This window comes from Bradyrhizobium sp. USDA 4353 (assembly GCF_054063215.1).
Map to the genome: position 1 here is coordinate 4,177,501 of NZ_JBSSGB010000001.1, position 17,657 is coordinate 4,195,157.

The 17,657-nt window shown below is 63.1% G+C and carries 14 protein-coding genes and 2 rRNA genes (1 of these 16 running past the window's edge); 13 read left to right on the forward strand and 3 right to left on the reverse strand.

Annotation, left to right across the window (positions count from 1 at the left end; translation table 11 throughout):
- The 3 genes from ACVILH_RS18725 to ACVILH_RS18735 form a co-directional block, all read left to right on the forward strand.
- A 23S ribosomal RNA gene (locus tag ACVILH_RS18725) occupies positions 1-168 on the forward strand (it extends 2,674 nt beyond the left edge of the window).
- 97 nt (positions 169-265) lie between these two features.
- Positions 266-380: ribosomal RNA gene (gene rrf, locus ACVILH_RS18730) — 5S ribosomal RNA — on the forward strand.
- A 287-nt stretch (positions 381-667) separates the two neighbouring features.
- Positions 668-1,090, forward strand: a complete 423-nt coding sequence (locus ACVILH_RS18735; RefSeq protein ID WP_456714198.1) for a DOPA 4,5-dioxygenase family protein — start codon at positions 668-670, stop codon at positions 1,088-1,090.
- A gap of 191 nt (positions 1,091-1,281) precedes the next feature.
- On the opposite strand, the gene ACVILH_RS18740 is transcribed toward ACVILH_RS18735, so the two are convergent.
- Positions 1,282-2,457 carry a polysaccharide biosynthesis/export family protein gene (locus tag ACVILH_RS18740; RefSeq protein ID WP_456714199.1) on the reverse strand — a complete coding sequence of 392 codons (1,176 nt, stop codon included), beginning with the start codon at positions 2,455-2,457 and terminating at the stop codon, positions 1,282-1,284.
- A gap of 592 nt (positions 2,458-3,049) precedes the next feature.
- Between ACVILH_RS18740 and ACVILH_RS18745 the strand changes: the two genes are divergently transcribed.
- Positions 3,050-3,331, forward strand: a complete 282-nt coding sequence (locus ACVILH_RS18745; RefSeq protein WP_456714200.1) for a hypothetical protein — start codon at positions 3,050-3,052, stop codon at positions 3,329-3,331.
- A 1,685-nt stretch (positions 3,332-5,016) separates the two neighbouring features.
- Positions 5,017-5,400: an H-NS histone family protein gene (locus tag ACVILH_RS18750; protein WP_456714201.1), complete on the forward strand. Its 384-nt coding sequence runs from the start codon at positions 5,017-5,019 to the stop codon at positions 5,398-5,400.
- A gap of 157 nt (positions 5,401-5,557) precedes the next feature.
- On the opposite strand, the gene ACVILH_RS18755 is transcribed toward ACVILH_RS18750, so the two are convergent.
- Positions 5,558-7,033, reverse strand: coding sequence for an undecaprenyl-phosphate glucose phosphotransferase (locus ACVILH_RS18755; RefSeq protein WP_456714202.1), 1,476 nt, complete (start codon positions 7,031-7,033; stop codon positions 5,558-5,560).
- 471 nt (positions 7,034-7,504) lie between these two features.
- On the opposite strand from ACVILH_RS18755, the gene ACVILH_RS18760 reads away from it, so the two are divergent.
- Both ACVILH_RS18760 and ACVILH_RS18765 read left to right on the forward strand, forming a co-directional pair.
- Positions 7,505-8,302 (forward strand): sugar phosphate nucleotidyltransferase, encoded by a 798-nt coding sequence (locus ACVILH_RS18760; protein WP_456714203.1) that lies wholly within the window; start codon positions 7,505-7,507, stop codon positions 8,300-8,302.
- The gene (locus ACVILH_RS18765) at positions 8,299-8,952 is read left to right on the forward strand and encodes a PIG-L deacetylase family protein (RefSeq protein ID WP_456714204.1); all 654 of its coding nucleotides are present in this window, start codon (positions 8,299-8,301) and stop codon (positions 8,950-8,952) included. The genes ACVILH_RS18760 and ACVILH_RS18765 overlap by 4 nt, the downstream gene beginning before the upstream one ends.
- A 70-nt stretch (positions 8,953-9,022) precedes the next feature.
- On the opposite strand, the gene ACVILH_RS18770 is transcribed toward ACVILH_RS18765, so the two are convergent.
- On the reverse strand, positions 9,023-10,123 hold the full coding sequence (locus ACVILH_RS18770; RefSeq protein WP_456714205.1) for a hypothetical protein: 1,101 nt from the start codon (positions 10,121-10,123) through the stop codon (positions 9,023-9,025).
- A 304-nt stretch (positions 10,124-10,427) separates the two neighbouring features.
- On the opposite strand from ACVILH_RS18770, the gene ACVILH_RS18775 reads away from it, so the two are divergent.
- The 6 genes from ACVILH_RS18775 (at position 10,428) to ACVILH_RS18800 (ending at position 17,587) form a co-directional block, all read left to right on the forward strand.
- Positions 10,428-11,465 (forward strand): NAD-dependent epimerase/dehydratase family protein, encoded by a 1,038-nt coding sequence (locus ACVILH_RS18775; RefSeq protein WP_456714206.1) that lies wholly within the window; start codon positions 10,428-10,430, stop codon positions 11,463-11,465.
- Positions 11,466-11,516: 51 nt separating this feature from the next.
- Positions 11,517-12,779, forward strand: coding sequence for a methyltransferase domain-containing protein (locus ACVILH_RS18780; RefSeq protein ID WP_456714207.1), 1,263 nt, complete (start codon positions 11,517-11,519; stop codon positions 12,777-12,779).
- A gap of 9 nt (positions 12,780-12,788) precedes the next feature.
- Positions 12,789-13,331, forward strand: coding sequence for a dTDP-4-dehydrorhamnose 3,5-epimerase family protein (locus tag ACVILH_RS18785; RefSeq protein ID WP_456714208.1), 543 nt, complete (start codon positions 12,789-12,791; stop codon positions 13,329-13,331).
- Between the two features lie 88 nt (positions 13,332-13,419).
- Complete coding sequence (locus ACVILH_RS18790; protein ID WP_456714209.1) at positions 13,420-14,748, forward strand: DUF4910 domain-containing protein; 1,329 nt, start codon at positions 13,420-13,422, stop codon at positions 14,746-14,748.
- The gene (locus tag ACVILH_RS18795) at positions 14,745-15,902 is read left to right on the forward strand and encodes a glycosyltransferase family protein (protein WP_456714210.1); all 1,158 of its coding nucleotides are present in this window, start codon (positions 14,745-14,747) and stop codon (positions 15,900-15,902) included. Before ACVILH_RS18790 ends, ACVILH_RS18795 begins: the two co-directional genes overlap by 4 nt.
- 185 nt (positions 15,903-16,087) lie before the next feature.
- Positions 16,088-17,587, forward strand: coding sequence for a lipopolysaccharide biosynthesis protein (locus tag ACVILH_RS18800; protein ID WP_456714211.1), 1,500 nt, complete (start codon positions 16,088-16,090; stop codon positions 17,585-17,587).
- Positions 17,588-17,657 lie beyond the last annotated feature (70 nt).

Here is a 17,657-nt window from a genome sequence, read left to right on the forward strand (position 1 = left end):
TAGCTATGTACGGACGGGATAACCGCTGAAGGCATCTAAGCGGGAAACCCACCTCAAAACGAGCATTCCCTTGAGAACCGTGGAAGACGACCACGTTGATAGGCCGGGTGTGGAAGTGCAGCAATGCATGCAGCTTACCGGTACTAATCGTTCGATCGGCTTGATTGCTCTCATTTTCAGTGTCCATCACTGCAAATGATGACGAATAGACCTCACGAAGGCGACAGCCTTCGGCTTGCTTCTTATCCTCGATGTCCTTCGCCGGCCTGGTGGTCTTAGCGAGGAGCCTGAACCCGATCCCATCCCGAACTCGGCCGTTAAACTCCTCAGCGCCAATGGTACTATGGCTCAAGCCCTGGGAGAGTAGGTCGCTGCCAGGCCTGCAAAGGACATCATCTCTTCACACCCCCAAACGACAACGCCGCGCTGATATCCTCAGCGCGGCGTTGTCGTTTGGGGCGATGCTCCTGCACGCGTTTCGGCGCGCTGCGATTCGGCGCCCTCAGGTTGCCCTCTGATCCGCTAACCTGGCTTGTCGCTTCGGTGTCCATCGTCAGACGTCTAGCGGTGGCAAGAGCTCGCGCGTGCTGCTCGGCGACATCAACGGCATTGTGGTGCTATGCTTGGATCTGCTGCCGTCGCAAATCGCCAGAACAAAGGATGGAGCATGGGAGAGCCCGTTACGAGATCGGAGCCGCAACGTCTCGGCGAGATCGCGAGTTTCCACGCTCACATCTACTATGATCCGGAGACGCGCGCCGAGGCGGAGCGGCTCCGGCTTTGGATCGGCGAGCGCTTCGTCGTGACGCTCGGGCGTTGGCATGATGCGCTGGTCGGGCCGCATGAGCGCTCGATGTATCAGGTCGCATTCGCGATCGATGTGTTTCCGACGCTGGTGCCGTGGCTGATGCTCAATCACGGCCGGCTCAGCGTGCTGGTTCATCCGAACACCACGCAGCCGCTTGCCGATCATACGGAACATGCGTTGTGGCTCGGTCCGCCGCTCGGGATTCGTGGTGAGACGCTGCCGGAGACCGCCGAGGCCGAGCTGCCGCTCACGCCGAACACCACCCCGAGCCTCCCGGCCTGAGTTCGAGGCTGGCTGTCTGGGCCAAAGCCAGCGCGACATCGAACAGCATCAACGCCAAGGGAGCAGCAGGCGACCCGCGACGTGCCTTTGCCGCATCCGACGTGGCGCGGGCGCTCAGGTCCCTGTGTTGCCCGAGCCGTGATCAGACCGGCGCGTAAGCGAGCCGCATCCGAAAGCCGGGTCCGGGGCCGTCACCACCTCGTCTTCGTCGCCGTATTGACGTTGGTCACCGCTGCGGCCGTGTTGGACGTCGTCGCCGCCGTGTTGTTGATCAGGGTCAGCAGCTTGTAGTAGTCGACGACCTTGGCGTTCGCGACATACATCACGTCCTTGCTGCGCATCTGGAAGCCGGAGGCCAGCAGCATGCCGGAGGGATCGCGCAGGTTGATGTGATAGATGGTCGGGATGCGGTCATAGACGAAGCGGCTGGTGTCGACGCCGAGCTTCTGCAGCAGCGGCCGCTCCTCATAGCGATACAGGAAGACCTCGGCCGGATCGGATTGCTGGTCGTTCAGGCCACCGGCCTTGCCGATCGCCTGGGCCAAGGTCAGCGTTTCCGTGTCGAAGGAGATCTCCGAATTGAAGCCGAAGACGTTCTGATTGAGCGCGCCCAGCGCCGTGAAGGTCGGGGATTCCCTTGTGATATAGATGACGTCGTTCGGGCGGATGAAGATGTTCTCGCGCGGATCCTGCACGACGCGAGCGAGCAGCACGCGGACACGCCGGCCATCCCGCTGCAGGGTCACATAGCTCTCGATCGCCTCGTGCTTCGGCCCGCCGGCACGCGCGATCACGGCCAGCAGCCGCTCGCCGACGCTGTTCAGGGGCAGCACGCCGGGCGTGTTGACGTCGCCGAGAACGCTGGCCACGCTCGAATGCTGCTGGTTCAGGCTGACGACGACCTGCGGCTCGAGCGCGCGCTTCTGCAGGCGGAAGACGATCTCCTGCTCGATCTGGGGCAGGGTGCGGCCGGCCGCGGCGATCTCGCCGGCGTAGGGGACGCGGATGTTGCCCTGCTGATCGACGGCCTGCGCCGGCAGATCGACGAAATTGCCCGGACGGGCGCCGGCGGCGGTCGGCGGCGTGAATAATCCGCCGGGGGCTGCCTCGAAAATCGACACGTTCAGGACGTCGCCGACACCCGCGACCTGGACCGGCTTGGGACGCTTGTCCGGAAAGACGCCCTGGAACGTGACCAGGTTCGGCTGTGACAGGAAGCCGATCGTCTCCGAGCTGACATCGACCAGGGCATAGGGAAGGGCCGTTGTCGATCGGACGCTGGCAGTGGCGTTATCGCTGACCGCGTCGCTCGTCGGACCCGTTCCGGGGAGCCAGGAGCAGGCCGGCAGAAGCGCCAGACATGCCATCGCCGCTAAAACGTGGGAGCCGCTGCGCAGGCGGCGAAACCGACCCGGCGCCGCTGGTCCGGGGCGAACAAGGGATTCGGCGCCGCCGGTCGATCCGAACGACCCGAGCGAATGGATGAAGCTCGTCAAACGCATTTTCGGATACGACAAAAAATCACGTTGCCCCACGCCACTCCCTCCCCCAAGGAGGAAGATCGCCGTCCCTCTTGGTTCCAAACCTACCCGGCGCCCACCCCCGGCGAAAGCGCGCCACCGTTCGTCCCCACCCGCTTTTGCCGGATCGTGCTAATTAGGTCACAGTCTGCCCTCACCGGATTACCGTCGTCCCCCGCGCGCACCCCGGCCGTTCGGCCGCAGGGGAGGCCACTCCCGAGACCTCACCAAACCCATAGAAAATCTTGGCAGAAAGCCGTTGAGCAACGGTTATCTGAGTCGCTCGCGATCACTCAGGGGCATGTACGCAGCCCTGTCCGATCGAACGGCACGCAGAGCCCTGCCTCTCCCGCAGTCCGGTTGTCGATAGCCCTCATCCAAGTCTATTCTCAACACATCCATGATGAACTGCCCGCTATCGATCCACCTCTGAGGGAGCATGCCGTTGTCGAACGTGATCCGGGGGGCCGCCGCGCTCGCGCTCATCTTCGTTGCGATGTCGGGCCCGGCGTCCGCGCGCGGGCTTTATCCGCTCACCGAGTGCGGCCCCGATCTCAGCCGCCTGTGCCGGCTCCGCGGCGCGTTCGAGGCCACGCCCTTTCACTACAATCTCGCGATCTATCCCGGCTGTATCAGGCGCGTCGCCGTGGAGACGCCCCATGGTTGGCAGCATCGGCGCGTCCTGGTCTGCGGAGCGCCGGAGCGGACGATGGTGAGGTGAGGCGGACAGCTTGCGGCGGACCGGACAGACTGGGGGCGCTCGGCGGCAGCGCGTCAGCGCGGGCGGCGGTGCTGACACATTAAATTCACCGGTTGTGTAACCTGTTGTCGACAATCTGAAATTAAATGTTTTCTCTCGCCATTCGACACGGCGCGACACGAAAAGGCGCGCTCCGAACAAACTAAAGCTTCAATTGTCACCGACCAAGTGTAGTTAATAAGTACTTTCGGGTGTGCGGTAATTTTGTACTCCAGGCCGCTTCCTCCCGGACGCATTTAATGTCTTGTCTTGCAGATGGTAAATTAACTTGTCGCGAGTGGTTAATTTAATTCCGGTCGTCGGAGCCGATCGTCGTCGCGATTGCATTTCGCCGGCGTGCGATAAAAATCTCTCAAATCTCGCCAACGAGTGGGGTCCGTCCTTGTGTGACGAGCTTGGTACAGCGTTGAGTGACGATGAGTTGGACGTTGGAAGCAGGGGCGCCCTCCAGGCCGTCCTGACATCATTGAACAAGATCCGGAGCGCGAAATCGCGCTTGCGACTGCGCTCGTCGGACAATTCGACGCCAGCCGCCCTGATGGCGCAAATCGAGCTCTGCAACACGCTCCTCGACGAAATCCAATCCATCAGCTGCAGCCTCGATAAGCGCGTCGAGCGCAGTAGCGCTGCTCCCTGCCGCCGTCCGGTGGCCGCCAGACGAAATCGCGGCACGGCTCACCTGATCGTGCCACGTCCCGCCGCGCCGGGCCGGACCAAGCAACAGCGATAAGCCTCGCGGGCCGTCCGCAGTGGTCATCAGGTTGCCTGAGCCGGCTCGCTGGGCCCGAGCGATTTTGCGGGCAAGCTGGGCAGCGGCGCCGTGCCCGCCGATTGGCGGGCCAAGCGCGGCGGGCTCGACATCTGTGCGGTGTCATCCTTTCGCAAACGCCGGTCGCCGGTGAGCCCGGCGGCGCCGGTCGTCTCCAGACAGCCGAAGAGGCGCTGCTGATGTCGTGCGGAACGTCGCGCAGCAGACGAGCCGACGATCAGCCGATATCGCGAGTCGTACCTTCTTGAATCCGTAACCGCCGGTTCCGATGGCTACCCGCGGCATCGTCGCGCCAGAGACGGGCTCAAGCGCTCCGCCGGTGAAGGAGGCTCCTCGTTCCCGATCACCGCCGTGCCGCTTCGGCGAATCGTTCAGTCGGTCCAGATGAATGGATCTCGACCGCTTTGCGGCATATTCCTGGTGCCGTGCGTAATTAAACCCCTATCTGGCATTTTGTGCAGATGCATAAATATCCCGATCCGGGTTATCGGTGAGGCCGCGCGAATAGGTTGTGCACCTCATCGGGCGTTGGCGGAAAATGCTCGCGCGCAAATGGTCCCAGGAACATTCCGCGTCGCGATGAGCGCGTCATTCCGGCGCGCTTCTGCCATAAAACGTGAAAATCCCTTGCCGATCGTGTCGATTTGGCGTTTTTTCACGTGGGGAATTCAAAGCACGCGATGTCGTCCGAATCGTGCGACACATTTATCGGAGTAGGGTTGCGGGTTGCTATTTTATCGAGCTACAACCAAATCGGATGCCGGAACGGATATACTCAAATATTCAGTTTTTCCGACAGCGAGCCACTTGCGGATCGAAATACCGAATTATATGACATTAATCCGGCAGGATAGAGATCACAGATAAAGGTCGCTGCATGTCCACCAAGAAGATCGATTTCGAGGCGATGTCTTTCGATGACCTCTGGTCTCTCCATGAGCAGATCAGCCAGATCCTCGCTGAAAGGATCACATCGGAAAAGCGCGAGCTCGAACGTCGTCTGGCGGTCCTGAATCGCAGCCGCGGTGTAATCGAAGGGACGAATGGCGAGGGCGCTCCGTCCTACAACGGCAATGGCAAAGCGCGTCGCAAATATCCGCGGGTCCTGCCGAAATACCGCAATCCGCAGACGTCCGAGACCTGGTCCGGCCGCGGCAAGCAGCCGCGCTGGCTGGTCGCTGCGATCAAGACGGGACGCCGGATCGAGGAGTTCGCGATCAACGGCAGCGGTGCGCCCAAAGGCCGTCGGCAGCGCGCCTGATTCGTTCGAGGCCTTCTTCTCCTCACGAGCATAGCTGTCGGGCTTTGAGGCTGCGCGCGCTGCTGCGGTTCGCATCAGTGCCTCGGCGTAAGCGCCCGATGCTGCCAATTGCCTAGGCTGGAGTTTAGGCCGGTCCGACGTCAGCTTTGGGTGTCCGCTAATAAGCGTTGTTTCCGCGGATCAGCTCGAGCGGCGTCCTCAGCAGGATCGCGATGTCCAGCGACAGGCTCCAATTGTCAATGTACCACAGATCGAACTCGACGCGCTGCTCGATGGATGCGCGCGTCGGTGTCGGTCCCCTGCAGCCATGCACCTGCGCCCATCCGGTCAGCCCGGGCTTGACGCGGCGCCGGAACGCGTAGTTGCGCACGAGCTTGTCGAACTCATTGTCATGGGCCAATGCGTGCGGCCGCGGCCCGACGAGGGACATGCTCCCGTTGAGCACGTTGAGCAGTTGCGGCAGCTCATCGATGCTGGTGCGGCGCAGCCACGCTCCGATGCGTGTGAACCTGCTGTCGCCCAGCCTGGCCTGAACGACCGAAGGGCCGTCCTCGAGCACGGACATCGTGCGGAACTTGAAGATCTGGAACGCCCGGCCGTTGAAGCCGCAGCGCTGCTGCCGGAACAGAACCGGCCCAGGCGAGTCGAGCCGGATGGCGATAGCGACCAGCAGCAGCAGCGGCGAGAGCAGTGTCAGCGCCAGTCCCGCCAGCAGCACGTCCATGAGCCGCTTGGTCGCGTGCTCGACCGGACTCATCAACCCCCGGTGCAGCTCGATGCAGACGGCGCTGCCGAGCTCGCGGCGTGGACGCTTGAACATCTCAGACGCGGTTCCGACCGGCACGAAGCTGACCGGGAAGGGAAGCACCCGCAATTCGGCGCCGAGCGTACGCAGATCCGACCAGGGATCAGGGTTGGCGCCGACCACGATCTCCTCGATGTCGGAGCCGCGAACAGAATCGATCACGCTGGCGACGATCCGTTGGCGCTGATCTGCACCGGCGCCGGGCTCGGGCAGCAGGAAGTGCCGCTTGACGCGGAACCCGGTGTCCGTGAGCACCTGGATCAGGCCGGCATTGTCCTTGCTCGCCTCGTCGGTGATCAGCACGATGTTTCGTCCTGAGAACCGTTTCTCTGCGAGCCCCTTCACCAGCAGATATTCCGTGATCCGGCGGTTGAGGATCAGCGCCGACAGCCCAAGCATCGCGAACACGATGCTCGTGCCGCGCGAGAACTCGCTGCCGATCTTCAACGCAAACAGGGCGCCGGCCAGCACGAGGAAGGCCGTGATCCAGGTCAGGCAGGTCGCTCGGATCTGGCGCGGCAGGACCAGCAGCTCGGCCGGGCGATACATGCCGCGGATCTTCATCAGCGATACGAACAGGGCCGAGACCAGGATCGCCAGCCCGACCGATTTGCTGACGTCGTTGGCGTCTGCGGCATCCTGCAAGTGATACAGAAAGCCCGAGAGCACGCTGGAGAGCGTGATCGTCGCAATGTCCGCGGCGATCGCGAAGGGCTCGACGGCGGCGTAATGCACCGGCCATTTGCGCTCCTGGACTTGCCGCTCCGCCAGGATGGCGGCCGGCAGGCCGTTGCGGTCGAGAGTCTCGGGCTGATCCACGTAATGCATGGGATAGGGTGTTCGAAACTCGGTTTAAATAGCGGTCTGGGCAGATTATATAATCGAATATTTAATTTAACAAATAAAATCCGCTGGCGCATTAATTCTTGGCGCCGAATGGTCTCGAAATACCGGAATGAGACGCGGAGTTGTCGCGACGACGATTTGGGCCCGGATTTTAGGGCCTGCAATGGTGTGCGCCGGAGCAGCGGCGACCACATCATGCGTGTGGCCGATTAATGTCCGTCGCGCGGATATTTCAATGCTGGGTCCAAAAAATGTCATTTAAAACTGAATTTAATAGAGGTATTAATTTTGGGGTGAAGGACGGCTTTATTGCATGCGGTTGATTTCATCGATCGGCCCATCGGGCATCGCTTCGATTGCGACGAGGCCACGCGTGGTCGCGCAAGCCGGCCCGCGAGGTCGAGGGATCGCGATGCTCATTTCCAGGATTATGCATCTGAAGGATGTCGAGCCATGAAGGTCGTATTGTTCTGCGGAGGACTCGGAACGCGGATCAGGGAATATTCCGAGAGCGTTCCGAAGCCGATGATTCCGATCGGCCATCAGCCGATCCTCTGGCATGTGATGCAGTATTACAGCCAGTATGGACACCGCGACTTCGTCCTGTGCCTCGGCTACAAGGCGAATGTGGTGAAGGATTATTTCCTGAACTACAACCAGGCTGCGACGACCGACTGCACGATCTCGCAGTTCGGCAAGAAGATCGAGCTGCTGGGCGAGCGCCCGGCGGATTGGCGGGTCTCGCTGGTCGACACCGGCATCTGGCGCAATATCGGCCAGCGTCTGCGGGCTGTCCGGCACCTGGTCGAGGGCGAGGAGATTTTCCTGGCCAATTACAGCGACGGCCTCACCGATGCGCCGCTGCCGGACATGATCGACCGCTTCAAGCGCAGCGGCATGATCGGCTGCTTCATCGCTATCCATCCGCCGATCAGTTTTCACCTCGCCGAGTTTGATGCCGACGGCAAGGTCGGCCGTATGGCGGCGAGCAACGATTCCGACATCTGGATCAACGGCGGCTATTTCATCTTCCGCAAGGAGATCTTCGACTATATCGAGGAAGGCGATGAACTCGTCGTGCAGCCGTTCAAGCGGTTGATCGATCGCGGTCTCCTGATGGCCTACCGCTACGAAGGGTTCTGGCGGGCGATGGACACGCTCAGGGATCGCCAAGTGCTCGAGGAGATGATCGAGCGCGGCGACACGCCCTGGCATCTCGGCGCCAACCTGCCGGCCGTGGTGAACGGATGAGGGCGCTGCAGCTCGCCGGTCGCGGGGACCGTCTGTCGGTGCTCTGCCTGGGCGCCCACTCCGACGACATCGAGATCGGTGCAGGGGGGACGCTGCTGACCTGGCTCGACCAGGGCGTGCGCCTCGACGTGCATTGGTGCGTGCTGAGCGGCAATGGCGAGCGAGAGGACGAGGCGAGGGCATCTGCAAATGATTTTCTCGCCGAGGCGGCCGGCCGTACAATCGAGATCAAGAATTTCCGCGACGGCTTCTTTCCGGAGCAGGGGGAAGCGATCAAGGCCTGGTTCGAGGAATTGAAGGGACGCATCGAGCCCGACATCATCCTCGCGCACCGGCGCGACGATGCGCATCAGGATCACCGCCAGGTCAACCGGCTGGTCTGGAATACATTCCGCGATCATCTCGTCCTCGAATACGAGATCCCGAAATGGGACGGCGATCTCGGGCGCCCGAACATCTACATGCCTGTCTCCGAGCGGGTGATGAAGCGGAAGGTCGCGCTGCTGATGTCGCATTTCGGCAGCCAGCGCTCAAAGCAGTGGTTCGACCCGGAGATTTTCATGGGTCTGGCCCGGCTCCGCGGCATGGAATGCCGCGCGGCCGAGCGCTATGCGGAGGCGTTCGTGGTCCGCAAGCTGGCCTTGGGCTGATCAGCGCAAAACGATCGACTGCGACGTCCGCGCGCCGCCGCCTCTTGTTCGAGACATAGGCGCGCGGCCGTCAGCCGGCGGCGCGCCTCGGGAGCTCGACCGTTTCCTCGGCCGGCGGGCGCTCGATGGCCGACGCCGGCACCTTCTCCAGCCAGACCTCACGCCACCAGGCAAAGATGCCGCGCGGACAGAACAAGCGATTCTCGCTGTAGCGTGATTGGCAGTAGACGCCGTCGAGGATCACCGCGGGCGTCTTCATTCTGCGGATGTAGCCGGTGCGCTCGTCGATGAATTTTTCCACCCGTGTGCGGACCCGAAAGACCTTGCCGCAATAGGGCACCATCTCGGCATCGAAGCCCATGCCGCGGTTGTTGGTCTGCTTGTCGATGGTCGCGAGGATCTCGTTGTGCGGCCGGACGCGGACGAGATCGCCCGGCTGCAGGCCGAGATGCGCGATCGGCGCGTCCTTGTCGGTCGCGAGGTCACCGCGCTTGCGCGGAAACGGCACGCCGCCCCACAGCGATTGGATGCGGTCGTAGATCCAGCGGGCCGGCCGGCCGAGCCGTGGACGGCGGGCCATGGTGGCGCCGACATAGGCGAAGTAGAGGAAGCCGCGGAACATCTTGCCCGCGGACACATTGCCGGACGCGATGTCCTCGGCATATTGCCGGGCGTCCCACCATTTCAGCGGCTGGGTGTAGTTCGGCAGCTCGGTGGCCTGGCAGGAATATCGGGGGCCTTTGCCGGCCACCTGATCGGGCGACTTGGTTGCGTCCCACACGGCGCGGGCGCTGCATCCGCCGGACGGCTCGAGAGCCGCGGTATGCGCCTGGTTGGACGCCATGGCCTGGGCCGGATCGACCGGAGACAGCCATGCCTCCTTCCAGAAGATCAGGCACGCGGCCTGGCAGCCGCCATAGGCTTCGCCGTCGCAACGCAAATCGAGATGCACTGCGTTGGGCAGGCGACGTCCGAGCCATTCGCCGGTGTTGTATCCGGTCACCGTATCGCAGGTTTTGTGGGCGCGCTTGTAGACCTGGAAGCGCTGGCCGCACCATTTGAACATCTGCGGCATGAACGGCAGGCCCTCGAGCCGCCCATTCGCATCGAGCGTGGCCAGGATCTCTTCCTTGCTGCGAATCTCGACCCAGTCGCCGGCGGATAGCGTCATGCCTTGTCTCTCAAATCTTCAACCAAAACGTCCGAATGAAACCTGCCGAGGTTTGCGGTTCTCGTTTGGCCGATTCATGGCATTTATTTAATTTGGTGCAACATAATTAAATCGCGCCGGTCCGTTCTGTCATCCGCCTTATGTCGCGAAACCGCTTTGTTCGACGGCTTTGCTGTGCTTTGGCATGACTTCGGGAGCCCGCAATGAAACGGGTGACGGATTTGCTGGACGCGGCGCGATATTATAATTTATAATTCGTCCGGTTATTTAAATCGTGCTTTGTTCGCGTAAAGGGGTAGCGGCTTTGCGAGTGCTCATCACCGGAAACATGGGCTATGTCGGTCCCGTGGTCGCCAGGCATCTGCGGACCCAGCGGCCGGAGGCCACGCTGCACGGCTTCGACAATGCCTATTTCGCGCACTGCCTGACCGGGGCGCCGGTTCTTCCCGAGCGATATCTCGACGAGCAGATCCATGGCGACGTCCGCGACATGTCGCTCGATCTGCGCGGCTACGATGCCGTGGTGCAGCTGGCCGCGATCTCGAATGATCCGATGGGCAACCGCTTCCAGGACGTCACGCTCGACATCAACCAGAACACCACCATCTCGCTCGCCAGGGCGGCCGCCGCTGCCGGCGTGAAGAACTTCGTGTTCGCCTCGAGCTGCAGCGTCTACGGCATTGCCGATGGCCCGCCGCGCAAGGAGAGCGATCCGCTCAACCCGATCACCGCCTACGCCAAGTCGAAGATCGGATCGGAGCAGGCGCTGGCATCGATCGACACCGGCATGACCATCACCTGCCTGCGCTTTGCCACCGCCTGCGGCATGTCGGATCGGCTGCGGCTCGACCTCGTGCTCAACGATTTCGTCGCCTGTGCACTGACGCGCCGGCAGATCAGCGTGCTGTCCGACGGCACCCCCTGGCGTCCGCTGATCGACGTCGCCGACATGGCGCGGGCGATCGATTGGGCGATCGACCGGCCGGCCGACAATGGCGGCCGCTTCCTCACCGTCAATGCCGGCTCTGATGACCGCAACTATCAGGTCAAGGATCTCGCCGACGCGGTGGCCTCGCGCGTGCCGGGCACGGCGGTGTCCATCAACACCTCCGCACCCGTCGACAGCCGCTCCTACAAGGTGGATTTCGGCCTTTACCGCTCGCTCGCGCCGGATCACCAGCCGCGGGTGACGCTGGATCAGTCGATCACCAATCTGGTCGACGGCCTGAAGCGGATGAATTTCAAGGATGCCGAATTTCGCTCGTCCGATCTGATCCGTCTCAAGGTCCTGCAGGACCACATGGAGACCGCGAGGATCAACGACAGGCTGCAATGGACCTGACGTGGCTGCCCTCCGAGCTATCGCTTCGCCAGACAGGACAGTGGAGACACCATGGAACTGAGCCTTCCCACCGCCGTGGGCACAGCGCCGAAATGCCGGCATTGCGGCGATGATCTCACCCTCAAGCTGATCGACCTCGGCGCTTCGCCGGTCGCGAACGACTATGTGGATCCCGCCAATTACATGCGGGCCGAGCCGTTCTATCCCCTCGAGACGTTCGTCTGCCGCGAGTGCCGCCTGGCACAGACCCGCGACCTGCTGGCGGCCTCGGACATCTTCCGCGCCGACTACGCCTATTTCTCCTCGCACTCGACCTCCTGGCTCGAGCACGCCCGCAGCTATGTCGAGGCCATGGTCGGGCGCTTCGGTCTTGGTCCGGCGTCGCGCCACGTCGAGATCGCGTCGAACGACGGCTACCTGCTGCAATACTCGCTCCAGAAGGGGATCAACTGCCTGGGAGTCGAGCCCTGCGAGAGCGTGGCGAAGGCCGCGCGTGCCAAGGGCATTGCGACGCGGATCGAATTCTTCGGCCGCGATTGCGCGACGGTTCTGCGGGAGGAGGGCTGGTCCGCCGATCTTCTGACGGCGAACAACGTGCTTGCCCATGTTCCCGATATCAACGATTTCGTTGGCGGCGTGAAGATCCTGCTGGCTCCCGAGGGCGTCGCGACCTTCGAGGTGCAGCACTTGCTGACGCTGATGCAGCGGCACCAGTTCGACACCATCTATCACGAGCACTTCTCGTATCTGTCCCTGATCGCCGGCCTGCGCATCTTTGCGCGTGCTGGTCTGCGCGTGTTCGATGTCGAGTTGCCTGAGACTCACGGCGGCTCGATCAGGTTCTTTGTCTGCCACGACGGCGCATCGCATGCGGAGAGCCCCAACGTGGCCGATGTGCTGGCGCGGGAGCGCGCCTATGGCTTGCACGACGACGCGATCTACGTGGCCTGGAACGAGCAGGTCAAGGAGACCAAGCGCGCTCTCCTCGAGCTGCTCACCGCGCTCAAGCGCGACAACCAGAAGATCGTCGCCTATGGTGCGCCGGCCAAGGGCGTCACGCTGCTGAACTACTGCGGCATCCGGACCGACTTTCTCGACTTCACCGTCGATCGCGCTCCCTCCAAGCAGGGCCGCTACATGCCGGGCGTCCGCATTCCGATCCTGCCGCCGGAAGCGATCTTCGAAGCGAAGCCGGACTACGTCCTGATCCTGCCCTGGAACATCAAGAACGAGATCAAGACACAGATGGCTGAGATCCGTCGGTGGGGCGGCCGCTTCATCGTGCCGGTGCCGAAGGCGACGATCGAGGACTAGGCGGACACGATGAGATTTGTCCAGCTGGGAGGATCGGATGCGCGCCTGATCGAGCTCACGGTTCGCGCCGACGAGCGTGGCAGCTTCACGCGGACCTGGTGCGCCAAGACCTTCGCGGACGCGGGCATCGCCTTCCAGCCGGTCCAGGGCAACAGCTCGGTCACGCGACTTCGCGGCAGCGTTCGCGGCATGCATTTCCAGCGCGCGCCGAAGCCCGACGCCAAGATCGTCCGCTGCACGGCAGGCCTGATCCACGACGTCATCGTCGACATCAGGCCGGACTCTCCGACGCGAGGCGAGGTCTATGCCTGCGAGCTCGGCCCGTCGACCGCGCGCATGCTCTACATTCCCGCCGGCTTCGCCCATGGGTTTCAGACGCTCACCGACGACGTGACGGTGGAGTACCTGATGGGCGTCGACTATGCGGAGGAGCTGTCAGACGGCTTTCGCCATGATGATCCGATGTTCGCCATCCGCTGGCCGCAACCGGTGACCGTGCTGTCGGCGAAGGATGCGTCCTGGCCGCCGATGGCGGAGCGGCGTCTGTGGTGAGCGTCATGAGACGGCATGTCGGACTGCGCAGACCGCGATGGTTGACCTGCTCGCCGACGTCGGTGCAACGGCCGGAAAGAGGCGCGTGATGCTGGAGAGGTTGACATCGCCGATGCCAGGGCGGACGCCGGAGATCGATCTCCACGATCTCGTGACGGAGCTGTTTCCGATCAACCGCAGCCTGACCGGCGCGGGCGTTCGCCAGACCCTCGAGATCGTCGGCCGGCATATCGATCTCACCGTCCACGACGTCGCCACCGGGACTCCGGTTCTCGATTGGCACGTGCCAGCGGAATGGACGATCCGCGGGGCGACCATTCGAACCATGGACGGCCGATGTCTCGTCGACTTCGCCGACAACAATCTTCATGTCATGGGCTACAGCAAGCCGGTACGCGCCGTGCTGAGCCGCGCCGAATTGGCCAAGCACGTTCACACGCTGCCTGAGCAGCCCGAGCTGATCCCGTACCGGACCGGCTACTATGCCGATGATTGGGGCTTCTGCCTGCCGGATCGTCTGTGGCGGGAGATGACGGACGACAGCTATCGCGTCAAGATCGACAGTGATCTGGCGCCGGGATCCCTGACCTATGGCGAGCTCTTCGTCGCCGGGCAGACGGACAAGGAGGTGCTGATCACCTGCCATATCTGTCACCCGAGCCTCGCCAACGACAATCTCTCCGGCATCTCGGTGATGACGGCGCTGGCGATGCGGCAGGCGCGGCTGAAGCCGCGGCTCGGCTATCGGTTTCTGTTTCTGCCGGCGACGATCGGGGCGCTGGCTTGGCTCGACCGCAACGAGAGCCGCCTGGGCGAGGTGGAGCATGGCCTCGTCCTGACCTGCCTCGGCGATACCAGCAGCTTCCACTACAAGCAGAGCCGCAAGGGCGCACCGATCGACCGCGCCGTCGCGCATGTCCTCAAGCACTCCGGTCTCGCTTACGAGATCATGCCCTTCAGCCCGTATGGCTATGACGAGCGGCAGTTCTGCTCGCCGGGATTCGACCTGCCGGTCGGCTGCCTGATGCGCGGCGTGCATGGGACGTTTCCGGAATACCACACCTCGGCTGATAATCTCGACTTCGTCAAGCCGCATTGCCTCGATCAGTCCTACGCCGTGATCGCGGACGTGCTCGACCTGCTCGAGCGCGACGGGATCTACGAGCGCGTGGATGGGCGCGGCGAGCCGCAGCTCGGACGGCGCGGGCTCTACCGGGCGATTGCGGGCCAGCGCGAAGCGGGCGGGGCGACGCAGATGGATCTTCTGTGGGTGCTCAACCTCGCCGACGGCAAGCACAGCCTGCTGGACATGGCCATCCGCGCCGACGTCCCGTTTGCCCGCATGGAGGCGGCGGCACGGCTGGCATTGGACGCCGACCTCATCCGACCGTTGCAAGGGGCAAGTGAGGCACCATGAGCTCGCCATCGGACAAGTCCCGCGTCCTGGTTTTCTCGCTTCGGAACATCTTTGGCAAAGCGCTCAATCGCGGCCCGCATGTCGAGCTTGAGGACGTCATCTGCGAGATCGACTCTGCCGAACTGCTCGCGCCCACGCTGGATCCGTTGAGCCGGCGGGCCAGCTTTGCGACCCGGCTGGGCTATCATGCGCCGGTGCTGCTCAACCCGGGCCTGCCGCGCATTCCGGCCGACCGGCAATATGATGTCCTGTTCGCGATCTGCGGCTTTCCGCAGGACCTCATCATGTTCGACGTGATCGAGGATCTGCGTGGTGCTTGCCGGACATCCGTGTGTCTGCTCGACGAGATGTGGGTCAAGGAGATCGCCAAGCACCGCCATTTCCTGAAGGTGCTCGCCAAGTTCGACATCGTGATGCCGTTCCAGATCGGCACGGTGAAGCCGCTCAGCGAGGAGATCGGGCACGCCTGTACGCATCTGCCGCTCGCGATCGATGCGATCAAGTTCTGTCCCTATCCCGATCCGCCGGAGCGGGTCATCGATGTCTTCAGCATGGGGCGCCGATCCCGTGTGATCCATCAGAAGCTGCTCGCCACGGCCCGCGACAGCGGCCTGTTCTATCTTCACGACACGATCAGCGGCAGCCAGGCGATCGACCTCGGAGAGCATCGGGCCCAGGTCGCCAACCTCGCCAAACGCAGCAGATATTTCCTCGTCAATCCCGGCAAGTTCGACGAGCCGGGCGAGACAGGACGGCAGGTGGAGTTCGGCTACCGCTATTTCGAAGGCGCGGCCGCGGGCGCCATCATGCTGGGCGAGCGCCCCGACAACGAGCTGTTTCCGAGACTGTTCGACTGGCCCGATGTGATGGTCCACGTGCCTCACACCTCCGATGAGATCGATCGAGTGATCACGGAGCTGGATCGCGATCGGGAGCGCCAGGAGACGATGCGGCGGACCGGCATGGTGCAGACGCTGTTGCGTCACGACTGGGTCTATCGATGGGAAACCATCCTGGCGGCGACGGGCCTGCAGCCGCTCCCGGGCGTCGCGGCCCGGAAGGAACGGCTCAGGGCGCTGGCCGAGATGGTCGATGGCCGTGGTCCGTCCACGATTCCAGATTTAAATCGCGAGGCGGTATTATTGGCGAAATGAGGATTTAAATCCTTTTCTCCGCCACAATGGACCGTCATCGCTGCTCCTGTATTGCTGCGTCTCTCACGGACGCGATGATTTCGAGCGAACACCGTTTGCTGCGGGACGCTCTGTGCTGGCGACCCGCTCGACCGACGACAGCGCAGTCGTTGGCGATCCCAGATAATTGAAGGTGATGACCTCATATGTCGGAAGCCGTCGCCGCCTATTTCGAAGAGCACAGGGAATCGCACGATCTCGGGCGCCGGGCCTTGCGCGGCGGCATCGTGTCCATCGTCATGCAGTACGGCAATGCCGCGCTCCAGATCATTGCCGCGATCGTCCTGGCCCGGCTGCTGGCGCCGGAGGATTTTGGGCTCGTCGCCATCGTCACGGTGCTGACGAGCTTCGCGCCGCTGCTGATCGACTTCGGCCTGCTCGACGCGACCGCGCAGCGGAGCCGGGTGACGCCCGCCCAGGTGAGCGGATTGTTCTGGGTCAGCGCCGGCATCGGCCTGGCGGTCGCGGTGATCGTCGCGGCATGTAGCCCGCTGATCGCCTGGATCTACGATGATCCACGGCTGCTGCCGATCTCGCTCTGCATCGCCGTCACCTTCGTGCTGGCGGGGCTGACCAATCAGCACATGGCGCTGCTGCGGCGGACGATGCAGTTCGGCCGCATCGGTCGGATTCAGCTGTTCAGCACCTTCGTCGGAACGATCGCAGCCATCGCGGCCGCGATGGCAGGCTACGGCTATTGGGCGCTGGTGCTGCGTCCCGTAACGAGCGCGATCTGCGTCGTGATCGGCACGTGGTCGGCCTGTCCATGGCGTCCGGGGACGCCCGTGTTTGACGACGAAGTGAAGTCGATGGTGCGGTTCGGGCTGCACGTCGTCGGCTTCACCGTCGCCTATACGCTGTCGCGCGCCGTGGACCGCATCGCGCTCGGTCTGCTCTACCGGCCGGATCAGGTCGGCTACTACCAGAACGCCATGAACCTGTACGACAATTCGATCTATGCGGCGCTCAATCAGACGCATGCGGTCGGAAGCTCGGCGCTGAGCAAGCTGCAGGCGAACCCCGCCGCGCTCCGCCAGAAATACGAGGCGGCGCTGTCGATCCTCGCATTCTTCCTGATGCCGTCGGCGGCGATCCTGTCCGTCACGGCCGAGGACCTGACCGTCGTCCTGCTCGGACAGAAATGGCGGGCGGCCGGTGCGCTGCTGAGCATCATCGCGCTCCGCGGCATCTCGCATGTCGTCGAAGGCTCGCAAGGCTGGCTGCATCTGTCGCTCGGACGGGCGGACCGCTGGCAGACCTGGGGGATCATTTCTCTTGTGGCGCAGGTCGTGGCGGTGCTGGCGGGGCTGCCCTTCGGGCCGGCCGGCGTCGCCTGGGGCGTCGTCATCGGCTATTCGGTCATCGCCTTGCCGTCGGTGATGTATGCCGGCCGGCCGATCGATATCGGCGCGGCGCTGGTGATCCGCGCGGTGGGTCCGCAGACGATCGGCGCCGTCGTAACCGTTGCTGCCGGCTGGTGGCTGCAGGCGACGCTGCTCGCCGGCGTCCCGTCACTCATGCGCATGGTGCTGTCGGGCTGCTTCTGCGTCTGTGTTGATCTGGTGATCGTCGTCGGTGTGTTCCGCCACGTCGAGCCGTTGCGGATCGCAGGTACGATCATCCAGGATCTGAAGAGGAAACGGTGACGGCCGGCCGAAGCGACGGCACAGGTGAGCGGCCCAAGATAATGGTCGCCTCGCATTAAATAAGATATAT

Coding starts and splice junctions, on each gene's coding strand:
- ACVILH_RS18795 (WP_456714210.1), top strand. CDS start 14,745: ATGAGCTCGCCATCGGACAAGTCCCGCGTCCTGGTTTTCTCGCTTCGG.
- ACVILH_RS18770 (WP_456714205.1), bottom strand. CDS start 10,123: ATGACGCTATCCGCCGGCGACTGGGTCGAGATTCGCAGCAAGGAAGAG.
- ACVILH_RS18755 (WP_456714202.1), bottom strand. CDS start 7,033: ATGCATTACGTGGATCAGCCCGAGACTCTCGACCGCAACGGCCTGCCG.
- ACVILH_RS18780 (WP_456714207.1), top strand. CDS start 11,517: ATGGAACTGAGCCTTCCCACCGCCGTGGGCACAGCGCCGAAATGCCGG.
- ACVILH_RS18800 (WP_456714211.1), top strand. CDS start 16,088: ATGTCGGAAGCCGTCGCCGCCTATTTCGAAGAGCACAGGGAATCGCAC.
- ACVILH_RS18790 (WP_456714209.1), top strand. CDS start 13,420: ATGCTGGAGAGGTTGACATCGCCGATGCCAGGGCGGACGCCGGAGATC.
- ACVILH_RS18750 (WP_456714201.1), top strand. CDS start 5,017: ATGTCCACCAAGAAGATCGATTTCGAGGCGATGTCTTTCGATGACCTC.
- ACVILH_RS18760 (WP_456714203.1), top strand. CDS start 7,505: ATGAAGGTCGTATTGTTCTGCGGAGGACTCGGAACGCGGATCAGGGAA.
- ACVILH_RS18740 (WP_456714199.1), bottom strand. CDS start 2,457: ATGGCATGTCTGGCGCTTCTGCCGGCCTGCTCCTGGCTCCCCGGAACG.
- ACVILH_RS18785 (WP_456714208.1), top strand. CDS start 12,789: ATGAGATTTGTCCAGCTGGGAGGATCGGATGCGCGCCTGATCGAGCTC.
- ACVILH_RS18735 (WP_456714198.1), top strand. CDS start 668: ATGGGAGAGCCCGTTACGAGATCGGAGCCGCAACGTCTCGGCGAGATC.
- ACVILH_RS18745 (WP_456714200.1), top strand. CDS start 3,050: ATGCCGTTGTCGAACGTGATCCGGGGGGCCGCCGCGCTCGCGCTCATC.
- ACVILH_RS18765 (WP_456714204.1), top strand. CDS start 8,299: ATGAGGGCGCTGCAGCTCGCCGGTCGCGGGGACCGTCTGTCGGTGCTC.